Origin of the sequence: Paraburkholderia sp. BL25I1N1 (genome assembly GCF_003002025.1) — a bacterium.
Classification (GTDB): Bacteria; Pseudomonadota; Gammaproteobacteria; order Burkholderiales; family Burkholderiaceae; genus Paraburkholderia.
The window spans coordinates 379,105-402,414 of sequence record NZ_PVZB01000003.1; the positions used below are offsets into that span (position 1 = coordinate 379,105).

Annotated in this window: 21 protein-coding genes and 1 pseudogene; 11 read left to right on the forward strand and 11 right to left on the reverse strand. The window is 62.0% G+C overall.

What is annotated here, in order from left to right:
- Positions 1–69: 69 nt before the first annotated feature.
- Entirely contained in the window at positions 70–339 is a 270-nt protein-coding gene (locus B0G73_RS06575; protein ID WP_106279060.1) for a cupin domain-containing protein, read from the forward strand.
- A gap of 58 nt (positions 340–397) precedes the next feature.
- Here B0G73_RS06575 and B0G73_RS06580 read toward each other — a convergent pair whose 3' ends face one another.
- Together B0G73_RS06580 and B0G73_RS06585 are read right to left on the reverse strand one after the other, a co-directional pair.
- On the reverse strand, positions 398–1,513 hold the full coding sequence (locus tag B0G73_RS06580) for a succinylglutamate desuccinylase/aspartoacylase family protein (RefSeq protein ID WP_106279062.1): 1,116 nt from the start codon (positions 1,511–1,513) through the stop codon (positions 398–400).
- Between the two features lie 30 nt (positions 1,514–1,543).
- Complete coding sequence (locus B0G73_RS06585) at positions 1,544–2,311, reverse strand: transporter substrate-binding domain-containing protein (RefSeq protein ID WP_106279064.1); 768 nt, start codon at positions 2,309–2,311, stop codon at positions 1,544–1,546.
- Between the two features lie 124 nt (positions 2,312–2,435).
- Between B0G73_RS06585 and B0G73_RS06590 the strand changes: the two genes are divergently transcribed.
- On the forward strand, positions 2,436–3,356 hold the full coding sequence (locus B0G73_RS06590; RefSeq protein WP_106279066.1) for a LysR substrate-binding domain-containing protein: 921 nt from the start codon (positions 2,436–2,438) through the stop codon (positions 3,354–3,356).
- A gap of 46 nt (positions 3,357–3,402) precedes the next feature.
- On the opposite strand, the gene lysA is transcribed toward B0G73_RS06590, so the two are convergent.
- Positions 3,403–4,647, reverse strand: coding sequence for a diaminopimelate decarboxylase (lysA, locus tag B0G73_RS06595; RefSeq protein WP_106279068.1), 1,245 nt, complete (start codon positions 4,645–4,647; stop codon positions 3,403–3,405).
- A gap of 115 nt (positions 4,648–4,762) precedes the next feature.
- Here lysA and B0G73_RS06600 point away from each other — a divergent pair, with 115 nt between their 5' ends.
- Both B0G73_RS06600 and B0G73_RS06605 read left to right on the forward strand, forming a co-directional pair.
- Positions 4,763–5,692 carry a LysR family transcriptional regulator gene (locus tag B0G73_RS06600; protein ID WP_106279070.1) on the forward strand — a complete coding sequence of 310 codons (930 nt, stop codon included), beginning with the start codon at positions 4,763–4,765 and terminating at the stop codon, positions 5,690–5,692.
- 176 nt (positions 5,693–5,868) lie between these two features.
- A complete protein-coding gene (locus B0G73_RS06605; protein WP_106279071.1) occupies positions 5,869–6,723 on the forward strand; it encodes an oxidoreductase in 855 nt (284 codons plus the stop codon).
- A gap of 48 nt (positions 6,724–6,771) precedes the next feature.
- Here the strand turns inward: B0G73_RS06605 and B0G73_RS41755 are convergent, their stop codons facing one another.
- The 7 genes and pseudogenes from B0G73_RS41755 to B0G73_RS06645 all read right to left on the reverse strand — a co-directional run bounded on the left by B0G73_RS41755 (position 6,772) and on the right by B0G73_RS06645 (position 14,032).
- Positions 6,772–7,188, reverse strand: coding sequence for a rubredoxin (locus B0G73_RS41755; RefSeq protein ID WP_106279073.1), 417 nt, complete (start codon positions 7,186–7,188; stop codon positions 6,772–6,774).
- 386 nt (positions 7,189–7,574) lie between these two features.
- Positions 7,575–8,795 carry an aromatic ring-hydroxylating dioxygenase subunit alpha gene (locus B0G73_RS06620; protein ID WP_106279075.1) on the reverse strand — a complete coding sequence of 407 codons (1,221 nt, stop codon included), beginning with the start codon at positions 8,793–8,795 and terminating at the stop codon, positions 7,575–7,577.
- A gap of 187 nt (positions 8,796–8,982) precedes the next feature.
- A complete protein-coding gene (locus B0G73_RS06625; protein ID WP_106279076.1) occupies positions 8,983–10,434 on the reverse strand; it encodes a glycosyltransferase family 2 protein in 1,452 nt (483 codons plus the stop codon).
- 48 nt (positions 10,435–10,482) lie between these two features.
- Positions 10,483–11,082 carry a cytochrome b gene (locus B0G73_RS06630; RefSeq protein WP_106279078.1) on the reverse strand — a complete coding sequence of 200 codons (600 nt, stop codon included), beginning with the start codon at positions 11,080–11,082 and terminating at the stop codon, positions 10,483–10,485.
- Positions 11,083–11,401: 319 nt separating this feature from the next.
- Positions 11,402–12,503 (reverse strand): annotated as a pseudogene (locus B0G73_RS06635) (SAM-dependent methyltransferase).
- A 64-nt stretch (positions 12,504–12,567) separates the two neighbouring features.
- The gene (locus B0G73_RS06640) at positions 12,568–13,344 is read right to left on the reverse strand and encodes a DUF1295 domain-containing protein (RefSeq protein WP_106279079.1); all 777 of its coding nucleotides are present in this window, start codon (positions 13,342–13,344) and stop codon (positions 12,568–12,570) included.
- 70 nt (positions 13,345–13,414) lie between these two features.
- The gene (locus tag B0G73_RS06645) at positions 13,415–14,032 is read right to left on the reverse strand and encodes a lipocalin family protein (RefSeq protein ID WP_106279081.1); all 618 of its coding nucleotides are present in this window, start codon (positions 14,030–14,032) and stop codon (positions 13,415–13,417) included.
- A 324-nt stretch (positions 14,033–14,356) separates the two neighbouring features.
- Between B0G73_RS06645 and B0G73_RS06650 the strand changes: the two genes are divergently transcribed.
- The 7 genes from B0G73_RS06650 to B0G73_RS06680 all read left to right on the forward strand — a co-directional run bounded on the left by B0G73_RS06650 (position 14,357) and on the right by B0G73_RS06680 (position 21,833).
- Entirely contained in the window at positions 14,357–15,418 is a 1,062-nt protein-coding gene (locus tag B0G73_RS06650; protein ID WP_106279082.1) for a DMT family transporter, read from the forward strand.
- A 175-nt stretch (positions 15,419–15,593) separates the two neighbouring features.
- Positions 15,594–15,797 carry a DUF3562 domain-containing protein gene (locus B0G73_RS06655; protein ID WP_106279084.1) on the forward strand — a complete coding sequence of 68 codons (204 nt, stop codon included), beginning with the start codon at positions 15,594–15,596 and terminating at the stop codon, positions 15,795–15,797.
- 139 nt (positions 15,798–15,936) lie between these two features.
- The gene (locus tag B0G73_RS06660) at positions 15,937–17,040 is read left to right on the forward strand and encodes an FAD-binding oxidoreductase (RefSeq protein ID WP_106279086.1); all 1,104 of its coding nucleotides are present in this window, start codon (positions 15,937–15,939) and stop codon (positions 17,038–17,040) included.
- A 26-nt stretch (positions 17,041–17,066) separates the two neighbouring features.
- Entirely contained in the window at positions 17,067–17,486 is a 420-nt protein-coding gene (locus tag B0G73_RS06665; RefSeq protein ID WP_106279088.1) for a hypothetical protein, read from the forward strand.
- A 177-nt stretch (positions 17,487–17,663) separates the two neighbouring features.
- Positions 17,664–18,125 (forward strand): GNAT family N-acetyltransferase, encoded by a 462-nt coding sequence (locus tag B0G73_RS06670; RefSeq protein ID WP_106279090.1) that lies wholly within the window; start codon positions 17,664–17,666, stop codon positions 18,123–18,125.
- 282 nt (positions 18,126–18,407) lie between these two features.
- Entirely contained in the window at positions 18,408–20,117 is a 1,710-nt protein-coding gene (locus B0G73_RS06675) for a molecular chaperone HscC (RefSeq protein WP_106279092.1), read from the forward strand.
- 6 nt (positions 20,118–20,123) lie between these two features.
- Entirely contained in the window at positions 20,124–21,833 is a 1,710-nt protein-coding gene (locus tag B0G73_RS06680) for a J domain-containing protein (RefSeq protein ID WP_106279094.1), read from the forward strand.
- 256 nt (positions 21,834–22,089) lie between these two features.
- On the opposite strand, the gene B0G73_RS06685 is transcribed toward B0G73_RS06680, so the two are convergent.
- Positions 22,090–22,530, reverse strand: coding sequence for an Imm50 family immunity protein (locus B0G73_RS06685; protein WP_106279096.1), 441 nt, complete (start codon positions 22,528–22,530; stop codon positions 22,090–22,092).
- Positions 22,531–23,310: the final 780 nt, after the last annotated feature.

The window sequence follows — 23,310 nt, forward strand, 5'->3', positions numbered from 1 at the left end:
AGACGTCCTGCACGAAATGGCGGATAGGGTTACAGTCAGTGCTCCCCACTTCCTGCCGATGGACACATCATGGACCGTAACGCATTCACCGAAAGCCTGACGAAAGAAGGTTTCCCTGACGCCGTGGTTGTCACGCGCGAGGCGAACGTCGAGATGGACGTTCACGAGCATCTATTCGAAGCCAGGGCCCTGATCCTGGAAGGCGAACTGAGCATCCGCGTGGACGACGAAGAGCGGGCGTATCGCGTCGGCGACGTCTTCCATTTGCCAGCGAACAAACCGCATTCGGAGCGATATGGTCCGAACGGCGTGACGTATCTGGTGGGAAGAAAGCAGTAAGAAGCAGTAAAGCGCGGCCTGAATGAAAAACCGCACGCGCCGGCCTGCATAAAAAACGTCAAGCCCCCAGCAAAACCCCGGTCCTGAAAGGGCGCGTACCCGTCACACGGCCGAGCGGCGCGCCGGCCGTCACGAAGCGAATCGCGCGCCGCATGTAAAACACGCCTTCCGTTTTACTGGCAATCGTCGTCGTCTCGTCGGTGAGCGGATCGACGATATCGAACAGCGCCTGGCCGACGCGAATCGTGTCGCCGATCTTCGCGCGATGAATCAGAATCCCGCTGACAGGCGCATAAAACTGCTCGCTACCGGCGAGCGGCGTGGCCGGCGAACGCAGCTCCGGCAAAGGCCTGACATCCAGCTTGATCGCCTTGCGCCACGCAAGATAATCGACAAGCGCGTCAGCATCTTCCTGAGCGATTTCGTAGGACACGTCACGCTGTCCGCGGCATTCGACGGTCACTGCAATCGCACCGTGGGGCACCGGCTTATCGGCCGGCAGCTCCTGCTGCAATGTCCACCACAACAGGCTGTGCGTTTCATCGAACGATTCGCCGCCTGAATTGGTGGCAAGCAACGACGCCTGCGCGCCGAGATAGCGCGACAACGCTTCGAACTCCGGCCACGCCGCCTCGCTGGTGTAGAGATGCATGGCCGCTTCGAGCGAACAATGCAGATCGATAATCACATCCGCATCGAACGAGAGCTTCAGCAACGCCAATTGCAGCGATTCGAACTCGGTCAATGGTTTCTGATCGGCCAGTTCGTCGGCAATCAATTGCCGCACCAGCCGCACGTTTTCGGTTGCATCTGAACCCAACGCTTCCTTGGCACGCGCGACCAATTTCGAAAACTGCGGGAAGTGGCGATTAAAATTCTTCCCGCTACCCAGATCGAAACGGCCGAGAAACTGGCCGAGCACGTATTGCCCGAGCCCGACCGGATTCGCCACCGGCACCAGCACGATTTCCGCGTTCAGCGCGCCCTGCTTTTCCAGTTCGAGCAAGCGACGTTTGAGCAGAACGGTCGTCAACATCGCAGGGGTTTCATCGGCATGCAGCGACGACTGGATGTAAATCTTCTGCCCGCTATTCGCCGGGCCGAAATGAAACGACACCAGTTCGCGGTGCGTGCCGATAGCCGGCGAGAGAAGCGGAATCGATTGCCTGTTCATGAGCGGAAGTCTGTAAAGAGAAGTCGGAAATCAATTGCCGTACGGATCGAAGTCGAAGTACTTCTTCGCGATCTGAGCGTACGTGCCGTCCTTGAGCATCGAAGCGATGGCCGCGTTAATGGAGGCCTGCACCGCGGTCTCATCCTTGCGCAAGCCGATGCCCACGCCGCGATCGCCCATGGAAAGCGGTTCGCCGACAAACGCAAAACCCTTCCCCGCCGGCGTGCGCAGGAAACCGATATCCGCTTCCACCGAGCCGAGCAATGCGCCGTCCAGGCGCCCGTTCTGCAAGTCGGCGAACACCTCGTCCTGACTCTTGTACGCCACCACATGCGCGCCGAGCGGCGCCCAGTTCTTCAGTGCATAGCCCTCGAACTGCGTGCCCGATTGCACGCCGATCTGCTTGCCGGCCAGTGCATTCGTGCCGCCCGCGAGCGCAGAACCTTGCCGCGCGATCAGCCGCGATTTGAACTGGAAGAGTTTCGACGAAAACAGAATCTGCTGCTCGCGTTTCTCCGTGATTGCCATCGACGAAAGGATCGCGTCGATCTTGCGCGCCTGCAGCGCCGGAATCATCCCCGAGAATTCGAGTTCAACCCACTGGCAGCGCGCGTGGATGCGCTTGCAGATTTCGTTGCCGAGATCGACGTCGAAACCTTTGAAGCTGCCGTCGGGCGCCTTGGCGTCCATCGGCGGGTAGCTCGGGTCGATACCGAGGCGCAGCGTAGCGGGCTCAACGGCGAACGCGCCACTGCTGAACGCTAGCGCGGCGCTCAAGATCATCAGCGAAATTTTCATGGGAGCACGGAGTGTGGGTGGGCGGATGACGACGGAGCTATCCTATGCCGCGTCTGCGCCTCAAAGAAGTTCCGTTCGGACTATCATGATCACTTTTACCGATCACTGAACTGGCGATTCCCTCATGGCGTTGACGATCTCCCAACTGCGCGCGTTCACCGCCGTGGCCGAGCACGGCAGCATCCGCGCGGCTTCGCGAGCGCTTGGCATCGCGCAGAGCGGTATCACGCAGCAGTTGCAGAATCTCGAATCGATGCTCGGCGCGACCCTGTTCACCCGCACGAATCGCGGTATTGCGCTGACGGCCCTCGGCCAACGGTTGTTGCAGCGCGCGGGCGCGATCATCGGCGAATGCGAGCGCGCGGAGCAAGATGTGCAGCAACTGCGCGGCGACTACGTCGGCGAGGTCACGTTCGGCATGACGACCGAACCGCTGATCGATGCCTTTGCACCGGTGCTGATGGAATTTCGCACGCGCTTCGAGCGGGTCGCGGTGCATCTGCGTACCGGCACCTCGCGCATGATGATTTCGTGGATTCGTGAAGGCACGCTGGATTTCGCGGTTGCCTTGGTGTCGAAGCATACGGATACGGCGGACCTCTCTGTCATGCCGCTGTATCCGTCCGATCCGGTGATCGTCTGCCGTCAAGGGCATCCGAAGGCCGGGGCGACCTCGCTGGCCGACCTGGTCGATTGCACGTGGGTCGCCACGCGCTCGCCGAATCTCACGGACGATCCGCAAATCAATCGCCTAAACCATCTGTTCGAAAGCCACGGCTTGCCGCCGCCGAAAATCGTCGCGACAGTGGAAGGCCTGTACGAAACGCTGCACCTGGTGAGCGCGACAGATTGCCTGTCGCTCGAAGCGTCGATCGTGGTGAAGCGCGGGCCGTTTGCGAGCACGCTCACCGCTATTCCGGTGCGCGAGCGCGCGGTCGAACAGAACGTTTGCCTGCTGCAGCGCGCGGCCATTCCGCTCACGCCCGCCGCGCAGGAACTCGCGACAATGATCGTTTCGTACACGCGCACGGTGCGGGCGCGTTGAAGCGGCGTTGAAGCGGCGTTGAAACGGCGTTGAAGCGGCGCTGAAATCAGGCTGCCGTTTCTTCGAGCGCGAGCAACTCGTCGATAGTCTGGCGCCGGCGGATCAGTCGCGGCTTGCCTTGCTCCAGCAACACCTCCGGCGCAAGCGGCCGGCTGTTGTAGTTCGAGGACATCGACGCGCCATATGCGCCTGCATCGTGAAACACGATGAAGTCGCCCACTTCGGGCGTGTGTATCGAGCGGTTCGTAATGACGCCGCCTTCGGCTTGCGTGAAGACATCGCCGGCTTCGCAGAGCGGCCCGGCCACCGCGAACGAATCGACCGGCGCTTCGCTCGGCGCGCCGTCGCGCTTCAACACCGCCATTTCATGATGACTGCCGTAAAAAGACGGCCGCACGAGGTCGTTGAATCCGGCATCGACCAAAGCAAACTGCTGCGCGGGGCGTCGATTCAACGCGTGAACTTCCGCGACGAGCACACCCGATTGCGCAACCAGAAAGCGCCCCGGCTCGATTTCCAGCCTCACGCGATGCCCGACATGCGCTTCCACCTGCTGGCGCGCCGCGTCCCAGAGCCGGAAGTAATGCGCGACATCGATACCGGGCTCGCCTTCGCGATACGGCACCGACAAGCCACCGCCCGCGGAGATTGCTTCGATATCGTGGCCCAGGCCCTTCACGGCTTCGACCATCGCCTCGCAAACACGCGACAAATGTCCATAGTCGACGCCCGAACCGATATGCATGTGCAACCCGACCAGCTTCAGCCGATAACGCCGGACCAGCTCGACCGCTTGCGGCACATCGTCGAGCCAGATGCCGTGCTTGCTATGCTCGCCGCCCGTGTTGGTCTTGTTGCTATGTCCATGACCGAAACCCGGATTGATCCGCAGCCACACGCGATGATCTTCGGGCGCAGCCCGTCCTATCCGTTCGAGCATATCGAGCGAGCCCGCGTTGACCGTGATGCGGTGCTCGATCACGGTGGCAAGCGTCGCGTGATCGATCAGATCCGCGGTAAACACGACGCCTTCGGGGTCGCCATCCGGCGTGAAGCCCGCCGCGAGACTGCGTTTGATTTCGCCCAGCGAAACCGCGTCGACCGTGGCCCCTTCCTCACGCACCAGTTTGAGGATATGCAGATTCGAACAGGCTTTCTGCGCATAGCGGATCACGTCGAAGCTGCGCAATTCAGCAATGCGCCTGCGAATTGCGTTAGCGTCGTAGACCCACAGCGGCGTGCCATGCTCGCGGGCAAGTTCGACGAGTAGTTGCGGATTGAATGGCGTCACGGTTTGCGTCTCTCTTCATGTCGAAGCATTGGTATGAGTGAGATGATGCTGAAAACACGCCATTCAGTAAAATACCAATTCTTCACATACCCATTCACTTCTGATATACCCCATCATGGCGCTCACACATCGGCATATCGAAGTCTTCCGCGCGCTGATGACCGCGGGCAGCGTCACCAAAGCGGCCGAAATGCTGTTCACCTCGCAGCCCACGGTGAGCCGCGAACTGGCGCGCATGGAGCAGAGCATCGGCTTTGCGCTGTTCGAACGCACAAACGGCCGGCTGCGTCCCACGCTGTCCGCGCTCGCCTTGTTCGACGAGATCAAGCGTGCGTATGTCGGGCTTGAACGCGTGGCGTCCACCGCCGCGAGCTTGCGAGAATTCCAGGGCGGCCAGCTTTCGGTCATCGCGTTGCCCGCGTTTTCACATTCGATCTTGCCGGGCGCGGCGAAGCGCTTTCACGACGCGCAACCTGGCGCGAGTCTGTCGATCGCGACGCAGGAGTCGCCGTTTCTCGAGGAATGGCTGACCGCCCAGCGCTACGACCTCGGCCTGACCGAACACGGCGCGCCGCCGGCCGGCACGCGTCTGACGCCCTTGCTCGAAGTCGATGAAGTGTGCGTGCTGCCCGACGGGCATCCGTTGCTCGGCAAGCGGGTGATCGCATTGAAGGATTTCGCCAATCAGCCGTTCATCAGCCTGTCGTCGAACGATCCATACCGGATTCAAATCGACGAGACCTTCGCGCAGGCGGGAATCGCGCGCCGCCAGATCGTCGAGACGCCTACCGCGGTGTCCGTGTGCAGCTTCGTTCGGCAAGGGCTCGGCCTCGCGATCGTCAATCCGCTGACAGCCCTCGATTTCGCGGGACGGCATCTGCATATCCGACCGCTCGCCGTGTCGTTGCCGTTTCGCGTGAGTGTGATTCAGCCGGAGCATCGACCGGGTCACCCGCTGGCTGCCGAGTTCGTTGGAGCGCTGCAAAGCGAAGCCTCCGCGCTGCGACTACAATTGAAAGTCCACACCGGACGCAAGCAGCAATAACGGCTTCGGTTCGCAAATCAACGCGCGCGAACAACAGCCGCATCCACCACCGAAAAAGTCCGGGCACGCTTCAAGCTAAGCACAGCAGCACACCGATTGCGAACACGAGCGGCGCACAGCGCCTTCGTGTCGCATGAGATTTCACATGTCGTAGACCATCAACAGGAGTTTCCCAAATGATGAATCGAGACAATCCCGTCTGGCTGATTACAGGATGTTCCACCGGCTTTGGCCGCGAATTGGCAAAGCTGGTGCTCGAGCGCGGCTGGCGCGCGGTAGTCACCGCACGTGATCCGTCGAAAGTGAAAGATATTGCCGAAGCCCACGGCGACCGCGCACTGGTTCTGCCACTCGATGTGACGAACCGCAAGCAGATCGACGACGTGGTGAGGCAAGCGAAGCAGCGTTTCGGCCGCATCGACGCACTCGTCAACAACGCGGGTTATGGCTATCTGGCGGCGATCGAGGAAGGCGAAGACGACGAAGTCCGCGCCATGTTCGAAACCAACGTGTTCGGCCTCGTCGACATCACGAAGGCGGTCTTGCCGATCATGCGCGAGCAGCGTAGCGGTTTGATCGTCAACGTGTCGTCGATCGGCGGCATTGCGAGTTTTGCGGCGACCGGCTATTACCACGCCACCAAATACGCGGTGGAGGGTCTATCCGAATCGCTGGCGACGGAAGTGAAACCGCTCGGCATCGACGTGCTGATCGTCGAACCGGGGCCGTTCCGCACGAACTGGGCGGGCCCGTCAATCAAACAATCGGCCACGGTAATCGACGACTACGCGGCCACGGCCGGCGAGCGCCGCAAGCAGACCGAAGCGCGCAGCGGCAAGCAGGCGGGCGACCCGGTGCGCGCCGCGCAGGCCATTATCGATGCCGCACTGTCGGACACACCGCCGCTGCGCTTGCTGCTCGGCAAGATGGCGCTTGAACTGGCGCGCAAGAAGCTGGACTTCATGCGCGGCGATTTCGATGCCTGGGAAGCCACCACGGTGGGCGCGGACTTTCCGGAAGGAGCCGGTTAGGCCGCGGGAGTTTCAAGCAATCCGCTGACCGTTGTCCGTTGGTCGGGCTTAAAACTCGACCAGCGCGAAATCTTCCTTGCCCACGTCGCAAAGCGGGCAGCGCCAGTCTGCCGGCACGTCCGCCCAGCGTGTGCCCGCGGCGATGCCTTCTTCCGGCAAACCTGCGGCTTCGTCGTAGACCCAGCCGCAGATCACGCAGACCCATTGCTTGAAGTCATCCGCCGACGCGCCGGGATCCACGGCCGCGCTCGGCGCATCAGCCGCGTGCAACGCAGGCGTCTCATCGAGGCTTACCACTAACGGCGCGACTGTGCCAACGCCGGTCTCCGCGAGACGCGCCTGCAGGCTCTCCAGCAGCCGCTGCGCTTCGGCCTGCGTCAGGTCAATCCAGTAGGGATCGCCCGCGCCGTCGTTGAGCCGTTCAGAGGAAAACTGGATTTCTACGGCAACGCCCTTCTTGTACATGGCAAATCGGAATATCGATGAAGCCGGTATCGCGCCCCGCAAGGAAACTCCCTGAGGGCGTGCCGGCATGGGGCGCAAGCGTTGCGCCAGAGACTTCGCGCGGAGATCAGACGAGCTGGTTCAGCACGATCGCGGCGATCAGGCCGGCGGCGCCGATGAGGCCCAGCAATTGCAGCAGCGTGAGGGATTTACGGGGTGCGGTAGGGATTTGTTGCGTAGTCACGGGCTATTCTTGAAGATTGGAAAAAGCGAAATGGTACACGGGTCTGCGGCCCGCGCATGTCGAATAGCGCAAACCGCCGTGCATTAGCTGCCATTATCGCTGCTCGATTGCCTTGAATTCCCTACCGTCCGGAGATGGATTAATTCCCCCCGGAGAGGAAAGTTCAGCTCTTCGCCAATGGGCTGCCGCGGCGCGAATCCCAGAAGCGGATCACGGCCGTGTCGCCCGTGCCGGCGCCCACCACTTGATCCGGCGCGCCGTTCTCGCGCAGCAACGCGCGCAAATCGTTGATGACCGGAAACACCTCGTGATTCCAATCCGCGCCTTGCGAATCGTGGGCGCGCTGTTCGGCTTCGACGATCTCGCGGTCTTCCTTGAAAATGCGCTCGGTGAACCACACCAGCAGCGGCCATGCGAGATTCAACACGCCGGGAATGCCCGGTTTGCGAATCGACAGCAGCCCGAACGTGCGGTTGGTGCGTTGCTCGCGATCGAGCGGCACGTAGATGATCCACAGATTCATCACCAGCGTCTGCTCGGACGTGCGGATCTGCAGCGTCTGATACGGATACTCGGTGCGGATCGTCATCACGTCCTTGTCGTTGTCGCCGCCGGTTTTACGGCTCTGGCCGAACACGATCGCTTCGCCGATCGGCTGCTGGCCGGCCATGCGCGCGAACGTGTAATCGACTTCGACCCAGCCCTCGCCGCGCCGCCGGCCGAGCGAGCGCGCCCGCATCTGCCCCATCTGCTTGCGATGCAGAAATTGATGGTTCATGTCCATCAGGTTCTCGTGCATGAACGAGTAATGGCAATTCACCGGACGGCCGAAGCGGCGCGTCTTGTACTTCTTGTCCGAGACCGACGCGAGGTCGGGCAGTGGCCGTTGTTCGGCCAGCGCGGCATCGCCGGGGAAAACGAAAATCAGGCCTTCGATCTCGCGGCACGGATAAGAGCGCACGCCGTTCGGCAGACGCTCGCGGCCCAGGTACGGCACGTCGACGCACTTGCCCGAGCAGTCGTAAGTCCAGCCGTGATAGCCGCAGCGGATCGATTCGCCATCCACCACGCCCTGATGCAACGGCACCTGACGATGCGCGCAGCGGTCCTCCAGCGCGAACACCTTGCCCGATTCCGTGCGCGCCAGCACGATCGGGTCGCCCGCGAACGTCACACCATGCGTCTTGCCCCGCTTCACCTCGTGCGACCACGCCAATGGATACCAGTAGTCCGGGTGAATACCGACGCGGCGCAGATCGCGCACCGGTGCGTCGTTGGCGGCCTGGCCCGGCGCGTGAGCCGGTTTCTGCGATGCGGCCTGGGCAGGCGACGCATCGACGGTTACATCGACGGTGTCTTGTTCTAGCGGGGGAACAGCATGCATAAGTGGCTCTCCGTGCACGGGCGGATAGAAGGTAGCCGCCCGGCAAAGTGCGGGCAGCATCGTCGCCAGTCTACTAGAACCCGACGCCGTATGGGTTCGGGGACCGCGCAGCGGCCCGCGGCGACGCCTGCCCGCGCAAGCGCGCCGTCCGGCTCCCCATGCCTTCCCGAAGAGACGACGCGCCGCGTCAGCTCTCGTCGTGCGCCACCAGCCCCGAGCGGCGCTGCACGCCCCACGACCGGCCGCCGCGCAGGAAATGCAGCCAGCCGAGCGCCGCGCCCACGTGCCGCACCAGCTGAAACGTGAACGGCTCGGCGACCGCCGCGAGCATCGCCATCCATAAACTGGAGCCGGTGCGCTCGCCGGTCCAGCGCTGGTAGAGATGGATGCTCCACAGATAGAACGCGAGGTCGATCGCCGTTTTCAGACCGATTACGCTGAAGATCGACACGACGATCGCGCCATGTCCGCCGAACACAAAGGCGAGCAGCAGCGCGAACGCCGTGAGGCCGTAGATCGGCTGCATGGTGTCGATCGCCTTGACCGGCAGCATCAGCATGCCGAGCGTGCCGTAGCGCGGATTGCCGGTCATGTCGCGGTTCCAGTACTGCGTCTGCAGGAAGCCCGCGAACCAGCGGCGGCGTTGACGCAGAAAGCTGGCGAGGTTGTCCGGCGCGTCGGTGCGGGCACGCGCGTCGCCGACCACGCGCACGTCCCAGCCGAGGTCATGGTCGACCGAATAGCGGCGCAGCCGGTGAATCAGCTCATAGTCTTCGACCAGACATTGCGGATCGAAGCCGCCCACGTCGACCAGCGCGTCACGCTTGAACGACGCGAAGGCGCCCGAAATCAGCAGCAGACTGTCCGCACGCATCCACGCGAAACGGGCGATGAAATTGCGCATGTACTCGTAAGTCTGGAACCACTCGAATACGCGGCCCGACACCGATTTGCCGCACACCGGCACGAGAATGCCCGCTGCGGCGACCAGCTTCGGCTCGCTCGCGAAAGCGGCGCGCATGGCGTAGGTGGCGTCGTCGTCGAGCAGGGTGTCGGCGTCGACCGTCATGACGGTTTCCGTGGTGATCACGGTGATCGCGGCATTCAGCGCACGAGCCTTGCCGCCGTGCGGCACCCGCAGCCAGAACAGATTCGGATACAGCGCGCTCGGCGCGCTCAGCACGCCGTCGGCGGCGGCGGTGAGGCCGAAGCGTTCGGTGAGCAGTTCGCGTGTCGTATCGGTGGAACCGTCGTCGGCAATGACGATTTGCGCCGGCCCAAGCGTTTGCCGCAGCAGCGCGGCGAGCGTTACCGGCAGCACCGTCGCTTCGTTATGCGACGCGACGATCACGCCCATGCTCGGCAAGCTGCGCCGTTCGAAGTCCGGTTCGAGCGGCGGCGCACGCCGCATCAACGGCAGTGTTTTCCACGTGACGAACGCCAGCAGCAAGGTGTCGTACACCACGTAGGCGATACCCGTCGACCATGCCAGCGCGCCCTGCAGAAAGAAGGCGCGCGCGAACAGCAGCACCCAAACTACGACGACACTCAGATGAATCAGCGTGCTCAGCGGCGTCGTGCGACGCGGCACGATGCGCGGCGAAGCGAGAGCGAGGGCCTGTTCCAGGGTTTTCTTCAAAATGACTGCCGGGTTTGTCGATGTTGCGGTTGATAAGTGAAGCCGCGCTCACGGCACCATGCGCTTGAGAACCGACTTGCGATCGATCCACTGATGCTTCAACGCGCCGCCGATATGCATGGCCAGCAGCGCATAGAGCGCGTAGCCAAGCCAGGTATGCAAGGCGCCGAAACGGTCGTGCAAGGTCTCCTTGAGCGCCGGATCGAGGTTCATCACGTAGCCGATACGCGGCCATGGAAACAGATTGAACAGGTGCATGGGATGCGTCGCCGCGTCTTTCCATGCGGAATCGTGCAGCCAGCCGGACAGCGGCAGTGCAATCATCAGCAGGTAGAGCAGAAAATGCGCGACATGCGCGGCGATCTTTTCCCACGACGGAAACTCGCGCGGCAACGGCGGCGGCTTGTGCGACACGCGCCACAAAATGCGCATGAGCGCGAGACCGAGCACCGTGATGCCGATCGACTTGTGGGTGTCGACCACCGGGCGCACCCAGTCGTCCGGCAACGAATCCGCGCTCAGGCCGAGCACAACGTTACCGATCATCAGCAGCGCGATGAGCCAGTGCAGCACCATGGCCGTGCGGGTGTAGTGCGATGGCACGTGCGTGCCGGTCGAATCGGTCAGAGAGTCGGCGTGCGTGTTCATGTTTATTCCGTCCGCAGCGGCATGGCTGCGAAAGCTGTTTGAAAATCCGGCAATGCAGTAGCACATCCAGACGCGCCGCAGTATAGACAAACGCCCCAGTGTGACGCTTTATTCCGCCGGGTGCTTAAAAGTATGTTTCAGATTATTTCCTGCGCGTGTTGAGCGGGAACGTTGCACCCTAAATGTGCGGCGACTCATGCCGCGCCGCGACATCGGCGCTGCCGGCGCGGTGCATTCGCTGAGCGAGCCATTGGTTGCATTCGCATCCAGTCAGAGGCGATGCCAGGCGGGGCGGTTGCGGCAAGGGTGAACGAACAGTCTAGCGCTTGACGAACCGATAGTGCCCGACACCCCATTCGCTGCCATGCGCGTAGCCGAACAGCTCGGCCACGGCCATATAGAACATGCGCCACCGTTGCAGCCAACACTGCCGCGTCGCGCGCGCCGTAGGTATCGGTGAGCATCGGCATCACCCGGTCACGCGCCGCATCGAGCGTGGCAAGCCAATGATTCGCCGTGCGCTCGTAATGCGTGCCGCTCACCCACCATTGCCGCTCCACGCGCAAATCGTCCTGGAAATTGAGCAGCAGCGCTTCCGACGGCATCGTGCCGCCGGTGAAGAAATGCTTCGACATCCAGTCGCTGCCGTCCTCCACCTGGAAGTGATATGCAAGCGTGCGATGCGCGAAGATATGCACGAACAGCTTCGCGTCGTCGCGCATCCAGCGCGCGATTTTCGCGAGCAGCAGGCCATAGTTCTTCATATGCTCGAACATCTCGATCGACACCACACGGTCGAAACCGTGGCCAAGCTGTGCATCGTCGAATTCGAAATCGACAATGTTGCCCGTCATCACGGAGAGGTTGTGCAAACCTGCCTGCGCGGCGCGCGCTTCGATGAACGCACGCTGCCCCTGCGAGTTCGATAGCGCGACGACCCGCGCATTCGGATAACGCTTCGCCAGCCATAAACACAGCGAACCCCAGCCGCAACCGAGGTCGAGAATCCGCTGACCGTCGGCGAGTTCCGCGCGCCCAGCATAGCGTTCGAGCATGGCCGCTTCGGCTTGCGCGAGCGTCTCGTCACCGGTCTGATATAAGCAGCACGAGTACTTCAGATGCGGCCCGAGATGCGCGTGAAAGAACGACGCCGGCACCTCGTAATGCTGCGAGTTGGCGGCTTGCGTTTCGATGGCGATCGGGCTCGCACGCAGATCGTCGAGCAGACGGTTGAGCCGTTGCGCGCGCAACTCGCCGTTGTCGGCCGCTTCGTCGCGCAAACGCTGACGCATCAACTGACGCATGCCGAAGCGGATCACGCTGTCCGGCAGCCAGCCGCGTTCGCAGCTTTGTATGAGCCAGCCATCACTGGGCTCGGCAGGCGATGGCGGTAGGGTTTGGTCGGTGGTGGATAGGCTCATGAGGGCTGACTCCCTGTCGTTATTCTGGACTTTTTGAATGCGCGCGTGCGCCGTGGTCGCGTGTTCAACTCCGCGGCGGCCACGGAATCAGCGCGCTGGTGGTACGCATGTAATCCGCGTAACCGGGGCGCCGTTTTGCCATGCTTTCTTCGAGCAGCGGAATGCCGGAGAGCTTCAGCAACAGAAACGCCATCAGCACCGGCGGCAGCAGCGTGAACCAGGCCCACGGCGTGCCGATCGACAACGCGATATAAGCCAGCCAATGCACGCATTCGAAGAAGTAGTTCGGATGCCGCGAGTAACGCCACAAGCCGACGCGGCACACCGCGTCGCGATTGGCCGCATCGGCCTTGAAGCTTTGCAACTGGCGGTCGGCCACGGCTTCGCCAGCCACGGAGACGATCCACACCACGACGGCCAGCACGAGCCAACCAATAGCGGGCGCCGTGCCGCGGTAGGACGGCACGAGAAACGCGATCGACAGCAGCATCGAAATAACGACTTGCAACTGGAAAAACCAGAACATCCTGCTCGCCGCCTTGTCGCCCCATTTTTCTCGAAAGCGGCGATAGCGCGCGTCTTCGGGCTTGCCGGCGTTGCGTTTCCACAGATGCGTGCCCAGCCGCACGCCCCAGATCAAACCGCCGAGCGCGGTCAACGCGCGCGCGTCGGGGTCGCCGGTGCCGAGCACCGCGTAGAGCACCGCCACGAGGCCGAGCGAATACGCCCAGACGGGATCGACCATGCCGGCGTTTTCGCTCTTCAACTGCCACGCCCAGACCGCGCTGAAAATCGCGACGAGTCCGACTAAGGCAATCACGGCAGTGGCAAGTGGCGGCATGGTTTCTTCGTTCAATGGCGATGCGGGTTATACGCTGCGGCGGTGGTATCGGATGCGCGCGGCGCGCCCGCTAGTCCTTGTCGCCCGGCGAGGCGAAGCCCGGCTTGCCCAACTGATCCGGCCGCTGCGGCACACGCCTGAAACGCGACGTGTCGTAGCCCATCGCATCGAGCCGGGCAAGCAAGGCCCGATACGTGTCGTCGCTCATGTCCGGTTCACGCGAAAAAATCCAGCCGAGGTTTTTGCCCGGGTAGCCGAGGATCGTGTAGCGATAGTCGGGGTCGACATAAAGCGTCAGCTGCGTCACGTGGATGGGCCAGAACAATTGCACGCTCCACTCGCCGCCGTCTTTGCCGGGCGCGGGCGTGTCGAGAAACTGGTAGTGTTTTTCCTCGGCGTCGAAGCGCTTCTTGCGGGCGTAGTACGAGTCGTCGATCTTGCCGTCCGTGCGCAGTGTCCATTCGGCGCGGCTCGCCACCATGTCGCGCTCGGCGAAATATGGAATGTTCGCGATGATGTACCAGCGGCCCATATAGCGCGGCAAGTCGACGGGCACGGTGGAAAGCGGTTCGCTCGCACGCGGGTTGGGATTGGGCGGATCGTTGGAACAGGCCGCGAGCGATAACAGCAGCACCGACGCCATAGCAGTGGCGGCGGCGGTGGCAATGGCATAGACAACTCGGCGCATGGCGGCGGCCTCGAACGTGTGGCGGCAATAAACGTATTACGTTCGACAGGGCTGTCTGGATGCGTGCGGCGCCCGTGAGTCGGCACGGCTGATTCGCGTCCGGACACACGGCCACCCTGCAAACGGTGCTCGCCGACAAGTTCGGGCACGCACGACCGTTGCGGTGCTCTTGCCGTCCTGGCGGTTACATCCGCCTGAACCGCACGCTTTCGTAGCGCTACTGACCGACCTGCTGGTCGGCAACGCTTTACGCTAGGCTTACAAGCGGCGCGAGCCGGTTAGCGTTATCGTGTCCGCAACGTCTGCTCCCACGTCAATTCCGTCATGTCGATCCGCATCAACGCCCCATTCACCGCCTTGCTTGCCGCCGCCCTCTTCGGCGCGACGACGCCGGTCGCCAAAGCGTTGCTCGGCTCGCTCTCGCCGTTCCTGCTTGCCGGACTGTTCTACCTCGGCAGCGGCTGCGGCCTTGCCGCGCTGATGCTCGCGCGCCGGCTGAGAGGCGGCGGCGGACAGCCGGCCGGCCACAGCCCTTTCCCGGTCCGCGAAATCCCTTGGCTGGCCGGCGCGATCGCGGCCGGCGGCGTCGCAGGACCTGCTTTATTGATGCTGGGTTTGCAAACGACACCGGCCGCCACCGGTTCGCTGCTGCTGAATCTGGAAGGCGTATTCACCGCGCTGATCGCGTGGATCGTGTTTCGCGAGAACGTCGACGTGCAGGTGTTCCTCGGCATGGCCGCGATTGTCGCGGGCGGCGTGGCGCTGTCCTGGCATCCAGGCGCGGCGGGATTGCCGCCGGGCACGCTGCTGCTGGCCGGCGCCTGCGCGTGCTGGGCCGTGGACAACAATCTCACGCGCAAGGTGTCGGCGCACGACGCGATGTTCATTGCCTGCATAAAAGGACTGGTGGCCGGTGCAGTCAATGTGGCGCTCGCGCTCACCCTCGGCGCCGCATGGCCGAAGCTCTCGACGGTCGCGCTCGCCATGCTCACCGGCTTTGCCGGCTACGGCGTGAGTCTGGTGCTGTTCGTGGTCGCGCTGCGCAATCTCGGCACCGCGCGAACCGGCGCTTATTTTTCGGTTGCGCCGCTATTCGGCGTGACCCTGTCATGGCTGCTATGGCCGGAACTGCCGCAGCCGCTCTTCTGGGTCGCCGCCGCGTTGATGACGCTCGGCGTGTGGCTGCACATTCGCGAACGTCATGAACATCCGCACACGCACGATCCGCTCGAGCACTCGCATCGTCACCGGCACGACGCGCATCACCAGCACGAGCATGATTTCGCGTGGGACGGCGACGAGCCGCATACCCATCCGCACCGCCATGCACCCATGACGCACGCGCATGCGCATTTCCCGGACATCCATCACCGGCACACGCATTGATTTTTGGCTCGGCCGCGCTGCGCGGGCATTCGCTGCATCGCAAGACAAAAATCTTTCTGAAAAAAAATCAGCCGATAGGCCGATTCAATTGGCATCGCCGCGCATCGCATCCTGTAATGGAACTCCTGTCGTACACGTGTCACCGTTTAACCCGCCTGCACCTTTGGAGAGATCTATGTCGCAGCCCGAGCCCAATGTAGACGAATTAGTGAAAAGCATCGCCGAGGAAACGGACACGCCGACGGAAACCGTTTCGAAGATGTACGCGGATACCTTGGCCAGCTATCGGCACGACGCGCGTGTATTCGACTACGTGCCGCTCTTTGCCGCGAAAAAAGTACGCAACCAGCTTCGCGACAATTCGAATCGCAAACACTGATACGGCGGCGCGCGGAGACCACCGCCTGCTGAATCGCTTATTCGCCTCGACCGACCCGCGCGAAAATTCACATAACGCGCACTGAATTTTTTCCCGCTGATAGACTCTGGCCCAGAACCATCGACTCGGGGGAGTTGGCATGCGGGTAACAATCGTAGGTGCGGGCATCGCCGGTTTGAGTACCGCGTGGTCGCTCTCGAAACAGGGACATGACATCACACTAATCGAGCAGGGCTCGATTCCAAATCCACTCGCCGCATCGGGCGACCGGCATCGGATGATTCGTCGCGCATACGGCGATGCGGACGGTTATGCGCGAAACATCGAAGAAGCGTTCGATAGCTGGGATCTGCTATGGAACGATCTTGGCGTGTCCCATTACGCAAATTGCGGAGTGCTCGGCATTTCGCAATTCGCAGGCGATGGCGCCGAACAGTTCCGCACCGGCCTCGACCGGATGGGATTCGAGTACGAACGGCTCGAACCGCTCGAGGCAGCGGCACGCTATCCGTTTCTCGACCCGGCCACGTTTCATTACGCTTACCTCGATCACGACGGCGGCGCACTATTCAGCGAACGCATTGCGCGCGACATGAAGGCGTGGCTCAAGATGCGCGGCGCCGACATTCGCCTGCACACTAAGGTGCACGCGGTCGATCCGAAGACCGCTTCCGTGCGACTCGAAAATGACGAGATCGTGCGCGCCGACCGCCTCGTAGTCACCGCGGGCGCGTGGACGCCGCAACTGTTTCCCGCGCTTGCTGAGAACCTCATGACGTATCGCAACATCGTCGCTTATCTGGAGCCGCCTGCGGATCTGGAAGACGCGTGGTCGAAGGCGCCCGCGATCGTCGACATCGGCGGCGCGAGCGACGGCTATGTGCTGCCGCCGCTCGACGGCATTGGTCTGAAGTTTGGCGCCGGCATCAATAAATCGCTCACGCCGGATCCCGAGGCGAATCGCGTCGCGGCGCCCGGTGAGGGCGACCGTTTGCGGCGGCTGTTTTCGCCGCCGTTCAGCCGGATCGACGAATATACGGTATCCGAAGTAAAAACGTGCGCGTACACGTTCACGGCGGATAAGCGGTTTTTTTCGAAGCGCATCGGCAACACGTTGGTCGTATCGGCTTGCTCCGGACACGGCTACAAATTCGGCGCAGCGGTGGGCCGGCGAATCGCGGAGACGCTGGAGACCGACGACGACGCCACGCTCACGCGCTGGCTCAGAGCCGAGACGGTCTGAACGGTTGCTTTTACTCGTACGTAACGATGGTTGACGCCAACGCATTGTTTATCCCGCAGCAGGACGGCATCGACGAAACCGCGATGACGCTTGCCGCGCTCGCCTGCATCGACGGCTTTACCGCCTGCTTCAACGCACGCGACCTCGACGGCATGGACGCGCATTTGCACTTTCCGCACGTCATTCTTTCGGGCGAACAACTGGTGATCTGGGAACGGCCGGGCCAATTGCCCGCCGGCTTCTTCGACGATCTGACGCGCGATACCGGCTGGCATCACACCGCGTATCAGGAAAAGCACGCGGTGCTGGTGAGCCCGCGCAAAGTGCACCTGCGTGTGGTGTATTCGCGCAACCGCGCAGACGGTTCGATCATCACGCTGCATCGCAATGTGTGGATCGTGACGTGGCAGGATGGGCGCTGGGGTATCAAGCAGCGTTCGTACTGAGTGCGGTTTGCTATCCGTTTGCATAGGGGCTGCTGCGGCACCGCGCCCCAGATTCGACATCAACAGCCCATCGTCCACTCGTGGCTCCATATTCCGGCCGTACTGTGGAGCTAACAATGGTGCGTCGAATTTCTTATGCTGACGGATTGGCAGTCTTCACTCAATTAGGAACCGCACATGTCCGATCCGATTCAGATCCGCCCCGTCGTCCCCGGTGACTTCGACGCATGGCTGCCGCTGTGGGACGCTTACAACGCGTTCTACGGCCGCTCGGGCGAAACCGCGTTGCCGCGCGAGATCACGCAAATTACGTGGGAACGTTTCTTCGATGGCTACGAGCCGATGCATGCGATGGTCGCCGAACGCAACGGCCAGTTGCTCGGCCTCGTGCATTTCCTGTATCACCGTCACACGACGATGAAAGGACCGATCTGCTACCTGCAAGACCTGTACACGCTCGACAGCGAGCGCGGCAAGGGCGTCGGCCGCGCGTTGATCGAAGCGGTATATGAGCGCGCCAAAGCCGATGGCTCGCAACGCGTTTACTGGCAGACCCACGAAACGAACCAGACGGCGATGAAGCTCTACGACAAGGTTGCGGACCGCTCAGGCTTCGTGGTGTATCGCAAAGCGTTGTGATGCCGCGCAGCGAGCTTGCGTAGCACGCTTGCCGCTCGTTTTGCCGTGCCGCGCGCCCCACGCGGCGCGTCGCCCACTTATCTCCGGCCTTTCGCGTGGCCACCATGCGCCGCGCATTGTCCAGTTCGATTCTCGCCGCCTTCCAGACCCGCGCCGCTCAAGTTTTGCGCGCGGTCTGCCGTTATCGCCATTGGACGGAGCTACACCCGGCTCCATGCGGTTCATCGGCGAAAACTTGGGCGATCTCCTCATGGAGGGGCGCAAACGAATCGGACACTGTACATGCCTTCGATCATCGGCATCGATCTTGGAACCACCCACAGTCTCGTGGCAATCTGGCGCGACGACCGCGCCGTGCTCATCCCGAACGCGTTAGGCGAGACGCTCACGCCCTCGTGCGTCTCCATCGACGACGATGGCTCGATTCTCGTCGGCCGACCTGCCCATGACCGCTTGCATACGCATCCCGAGCGCACCGCCGCCAACTTCAAGCGCTATATGGGCACAAGCCGCGCCGTGCCGCTCGGCACGCAAACGCTGCGTCCCGAAGAGTTGTCCTCGCTGGTGCTCAAGTCGTTGAAGGCCGATGCCGAAGCCTTTCTCGGCGCAACGGTCAGCGACGCCGTGATCGCCGTACCCGCTTATTTCAGCGACGCGCAACGCAAAGCCACGCGCATCGCCGGTGAACTCGCCGGGCTGAATGTACTGCGCCTCGTCAACGAACCGACCGCCGCGTCGCTTGCGTACGGCGTGCATCAACGCGATAGCGAGCGCAAGTTTCTGATCTTCGATCTGGGCGGCGGCACCTTCGACGTCTCCGTGCTCGACTTCTTCGAAGGCGTGATGGAAGTGCGCGCCAGCACCGGCGACAATTTTCTGGGCGGTGAAGACTTCACCGACGCATTAGTCGAGTTGTTCTGCCAGCGCAACGGCCTCAACCTCCAATCGCTCGCGCCGATTGCCGCGCAACGGCTGCATCAGCAGGCCGAACGTGCGAAACGTCAGCTGACGCAGAACGGCGTCGACAGTGTCACGCTTGCACTTTCAATCGGCGACCGTGAGCACGCGCTCGAACTCGACGCGGCCGCCGCGGAGCGCACTTGCGAGCATTTGCTGCAGCGGCTGCGCAAACCGGTGGAACGCGCATTGCGCGATTCGAAAATCGCCGTCGCCGCGCTCGATGAAATCATCCTGGTCGGCGGTGCGTCGCGCATGCCGATGGTCCGCAAGCTGGTCTCGAAGATGTTCGGCCGCCTGCCCGCCGGACATCTGAATCCGGACGAAGTGGTCGCGCTCGGCGCGGCGGTACAGGCCGGACTTGTCGGACGCGACGCCGGACTCGACGAAATGGTGTTGACCGATGTCGCGCCCTACAGCCTCGGTATCGACACGGCCATGCAGGTCGGCCCGGCTCAGTTCGTACCGGGTCACTTTCTGCCGATCATCGAACGCAACACGATCGTGCCGGTGAGCCGTATGCAGCGCATTTTCACGGTGCGCGACCGTCAGCAGATGCTCGGCATCAAGGTGTTTCAGGGCGAAGCGCGCTTGACCGCGGATAACGTCGCGCTGGGCGAATTCACGCTCGAAGTGCCGCTCAAAGCAGCGGGCGAAGCTGGCGCGGATGTGCGTTTCACCTACGACATCAACGGTGTGCTGGAAGTCGAAGCCACGGCGTTTCCGGGCGGCATAAAGCGCGCGATGGTGATCGAAGAAAACCCCGGCGTGATGACGCCGGAAGAAATCCGCCAGCGTCTCGCGGCGTTGAGCACGCTGAAGATTCACCCTCGCGATCAACTCGAAAACCGGACGCTGTTGACGCGCGCCGACCGCGTCTATGAAGAAACGCTCGGCGACCATCGGCAATATCTGGCGGCGCATATCGCTCGCTTCCAGGCGCTGATCGAGCGCCAGAATACCGATGAAATTGCGCAGGCGCGCGGTGAATTGAGCGCGCTGCTGGATCGCTTCGATGTACATGTGACTTACTGAGCGGCCATGAATACGATCTCGAACAATCAATGGCCCTGGGACGTGCTCGGCGTCGAGCCGAGTGCCGATGAGCGTGCGGTGCGTCGCGCTTATGCACGGCTGTTGAAACAACAACGTCCAGATGAAGATGCTGAAGCATTTCAGCGTCTGCGGTACGCGTATGAATCCGCGTTGCAGATGGCGGGCGGCGCGGTCGCGAAGGCAGCAATAGCGGAGCCGACAGCGAACATCTCTGGGGCCGAACCCGCCGTTTTGATTGCAAACACGCGCGAGCCCGCAACCGGGCCGGCGACGTCCCACGTGACGGTCGACGCTTCGGAAGTCGAAGCCGCTACCCCCGAAGCCGACGCCTTTGGAACCGCCGTCCAACTCTGGCACAACTTCATCGCGCAAGCGGACGATCTCAAGTCGCGCCGTTCGCTGCAGGACTTGTTCGCCGCCGTCGTCAACATTGCGACGCGCGACGAACTCGAATGGCAGGCGCTGTGTCATTGTCTGAACGAGGACACGCCCGCCGCGCTGCGCGTGAACCTGAGCGCAGTGCTCGGTTGGCGGGACAACTCGACGCATTTGCGGCGTCGCAACGCGGCCATCGCCACGCTCGCCTTGAACCGCGTGTTCGCCGATGAAGACTACGACGCGCTGCGCCTGCGCTTCACGAACGCAATGGCATTGCTTGAAGGTCCGCTGCCGCAAATGACGGCCGGCGCGCGTGCATTGCTTCGGGCCGGCGCGCGTGCCGAGATGGAGCAGCTGTTGACTGCTCTCGGCCGCTACCATCCGAATGTCGTACGGCTGCGGCTCGATGCCGAGAAAGTCGATTTCTGGGGACGTTGCCTCAAATTCCGCATCGGCGCGGGCCGTCTGTTTGGTCCGGCGCTCGCATTGAACGCGTGGTGCGGCTTGCTGTTCGCCGACGCGTCGCTGAACCCCAACGGCAACAGGTGGTTCGATCAGTGGTCGTCCGCCCAGTTGGGCATTTTTCTGTCGACGCTGATGCTCGCCTTGATCACGGTCGCCGCCACGACCGTGCTGCTGTCCGAGCCGCAGCAACAGCGGCTGCGGGCGTTGCGCTCGATCGGCTGGCTGCGGTATGGCTGGATTCCGGTGTGGCTTGGCGCGAACGCCTTTGCATTGTGCGAGGACGGCAGCGGCCGTTCGACATCAATGGCGATGGCCACGTTGGGCGTCTGTACGATCTGGGCCGCGTTGATTCACGGCTGGCCGCCCGTCAAGGAACTCGCGATACTGGCCGCATTCAGCGCGACGGCGTTGGGTTTTGGGGGCCATTGGATCGCGATGGATCCGCGTGCGTGGCCGATGCCTTATGCGCACGGTGTGCTGTTCGCGTTCTTCATTTCGTTTTCGCAGGCGGAATGGCGCGGATGGATCGCGCGGCAGCCGCGGTTGTTTTGGGCTTGCGTGCCTTTGTGGTTCGCTGGATTCGTAGCGTTGATCGTGCTGCTATTGCAACAGGACGTGCGTGCGACGCAGTTCGCGTGGGCGTTGTTCGCGGTGATGTCGGCCGCGGGCGGCGTGCTGGCGACGACGCGTTGGAATGATTTGCGCAATGCGATACCGGCGTTTTTTCGTGGATATGCGAACCTTGTGTGGATGGCGCTGGCGATTTATAAGCCGGATATCATCGCTTGTGTGAGTGCGGGGTTGATGAGTATCTGGGTTATTGAGGGGGTCAGGCAACGGCGGGTGGGGTAGGCCGCCTTCGGTACGCTCGGCCTCGTTCGCGCAACGTACTTGGGCAAGACCATCTTTGATATCTGTGAATCGCAGAAAAAAGCAGGGAAATGTGATGCGGTAAGCGAAGCGCGGGCAGGAAGTGCAGTTCAAGCATACGCATTCGCATCGCCAATCGGGTCTTTGGTGATGAACCGCCCGGTTTGCGGCCTATTGCAGCGGTTCCGATAGTAAACAAACGTACTTTGGCGGTCCTACGCAGATCATAAGCCCGAGGTTACGTCGTAATTAAAGCGACTGGCGCGCAGTACGGCTCAATTCGAGTAATCTCGGCAGACGCACACGCGAGGAAAACGCTAGCACCACTACTAGGCTCAAGTTCGAAGAGCAGTAGCTCATCGTCTGTCCTCGTGAAACAAGCGTCGTACACCCAGTTGTCTTGAACGAAGGCATCAATGGATATGTCCGCAATCTTTACCTCACGCAGAGTCAGCGTAATGACGCAGTCCGGTCCAGGCGCGACCCAGTTTGGATCATCCTGCCCCCAGTGCCGCAATTCGACGGCGACGTCCACCACTCCGGAGCCACGTTTTCCGTGCTCCATCTTGATAGACAGCACTTGCGCGTCATGGAAAGCCGGCCAGTATCCATACACCTTCTTCAGCAAGATAGAGTTGCCTACCTCGCCCCATCCGTAGTCATCTGCTTCGCCCATCATGTAGCCTCGTACTCCAAGAAGTCTGGACACGTTCAATCATTCGACGGCATCGATCACGCGCCGACGCCCCATTTAAATCGTAATAATTCACTTTGGATTTAAACGGGCTCCGGGGCAAGGCGTTTGAAGCAGGGAGGATAAGTAACGCGGCAAATGCGCGGGCAGTATGGAGGGCAAACTATACGGCCCGCTGACCACCACCGGCTCATACAGGAAATCGATCTTGGCTGAGACTCACACCACCGCCACCTGTCACCGAACGGTCTGTCACCATCCGGGAATCCTGGCGCTATCAGAAACCGGCACGCCTGCCCTTCGATATGCGCAAGACGCCGCCCCGCTTTCCGTGGATGAAGCTCTCCGGACGATGGATCGAGACCGCGGGCTTCGAGCCCGGATAGCGTGTGCGTATCACCGTCGAGCATCAGAAGCCATCCAGACCGCCTTCCGGATAAGGCAAAAACACCCCGAGTCGGGACAATCCGTCGGCGTGGTCGCATCGGCCAACTTACCCGCACGCAATTGACCGCCCGTTGCCCAATCTTCAAACGCGCTAATTCCAAGGGCCGCATCGCGGCCCTCTGTCGTTGCACTAGGAGCTATCAGCCCGCGTGATTTGGGCCTCGCATGGTACGAACAGTAGTCGCTCGCAGATCACGGCAATCTGCGCTCCGATCGATGGCTCGAAAACTACTAGCTCTAACTTCCCCTCATTCAAGCTCGCCAATCAAAGATGCTTAGAGTCAGGTTTCAACCAGGAGTCGGTATCAGAAAAACTGG

Excerpts from the sequence above, each read along its gene's own strand:
- B0G73_RS06665 (WP_106279088.1), top strand. The coding sequence starts at position 17,067 with ATGGTTGACGCCAACGCATTGTTTATCCCGCAGCAGGACGGCATCGAC.
- B0G73_RS06655 (WP_106279084.1), top strand. The coding sequence starts at position 15,594 with ATGTCGCAGCCCGAGCCCAATGTAGACGAATTAGTGAAAAGCATCGCC.
- B0G73_RS06640 (WP_106279079.1), bottom strand. The coding sequence starts at position 13,344 with ATGCCGCCACTTGCCACTGCCGTGATTGCCTTAGTCGGACTCGTCGCG.
- B0G73_RS06620 (WP_106279075.1), bottom strand. The coding sequence starts at position 8,795 with ATGCATGCTGTTCCCCCGCTAGAACAAGACACCGTCGATGTAACCGTC.
- B0G73_RS06585 (WP_106279064.1), bottom strand. The coding sequence starts at position 2,311 with ATGAAAATTTCGCTGATGATCTTGAGCGCCGCGCTAGCGTTCAGCAGT.
- B0G73_RS06605 (WP_106279071.1), top strand. The coding sequence starts at position 5,869 with ATGATGAATCGAGACAATCCCGTCTGGCTGATTACAGGATGTTCCACC.
- B0G73_RS06645 (WP_106279081.1), bottom strand. The coding sequence starts at position 14,032 with ATGCGCCGAGTTGTCTATGCCATTGCCACCGCCGCCGCCACTGCTATG.
- B0G73_RS41755 (WP_106279073.1), bottom strand. The coding sequence starts at position 7,188 with ATGTACAAGAAGGGCGTTGCCGTAGAAATCCAGTTTTCCTCTGAACGG.
- B0G73_RS06660 (WP_106279086.1), top strand. The coding sequence starts at position 15,937 with ATGCGGGTAACAATCGTAGGTGCGGGCATCGCCGGTTTGAGTACCGCG.
- B0G73_RS06680 (WP_106279094.1), top strand. The coding sequence starts at position 20,124 with ATGAATACGATCTCGAACAATCAATGGCCCTGGGACGTGCTCGGCGTC.
- B0G73_RS06575 (WP_106279060.1), top strand. The coding sequence starts at position 70 with ATGGACCGTAACGCATTCACCGAAAGCCTGACGAAAGAAGGTTTCCCT.
- B0G73_RS06580 (WP_106279062.1), bottom strand. The coding sequence starts at position 1,513 with ATGAACAGGCAATCGATTCCGCTTCTCTCGCCGGCTATCGGCACGCAC.
- B0G73_RS06600 (WP_106279070.1), top strand. The coding sequence starts at position 4,763 with ATGGCGCTCACACATCGGCATATCGAAGTCTTCCGCGCGCTGATGACC.
- B0G73_RS06670 (WP_106279090.1), top strand. The coding sequence starts at position 17,664 with ATGTCCGATCCGATTCAGATCCGCCCCGTCGTCCCCGGTGACTTCGAC.
- B0G73_RS06590 (WP_106279066.1), top strand. The coding sequence starts at position 2,436 with ATGGCGTTGACGATCTCCCAACTGCGCGCGTTCACCGCCGTGGCCGAG.
- B0G73_RS06630 (WP_106279078.1), bottom strand. The coding sequence starts at position 11,082 with ATGAACACGCACGCCGACTCTCTGACCGATTCGACCGGCACGCACGTG.
- B0G73_RS06675 (WP_106279092.1), top strand. The coding sequence starts at position 18,408 with ATGCCTTCGATCATCGGCATCGATCTTGGAACCACCCACAGTCTCGTG.
- B0G73_RS06685 (WP_106279096.1), bottom strand. The coding sequence starts at position 22,530 with ATGATGGGCGAAGCAGATGACTACGGATGGGGCGAGGTAGGCAACTCT.
- B0G73_RS06650 (WP_106279082.1), top strand. The coding sequence starts at position 14,357 with ATGTCGATCCGCATCAACGCCCCATTCACCGCCTTGCTTGCCGCCGCC.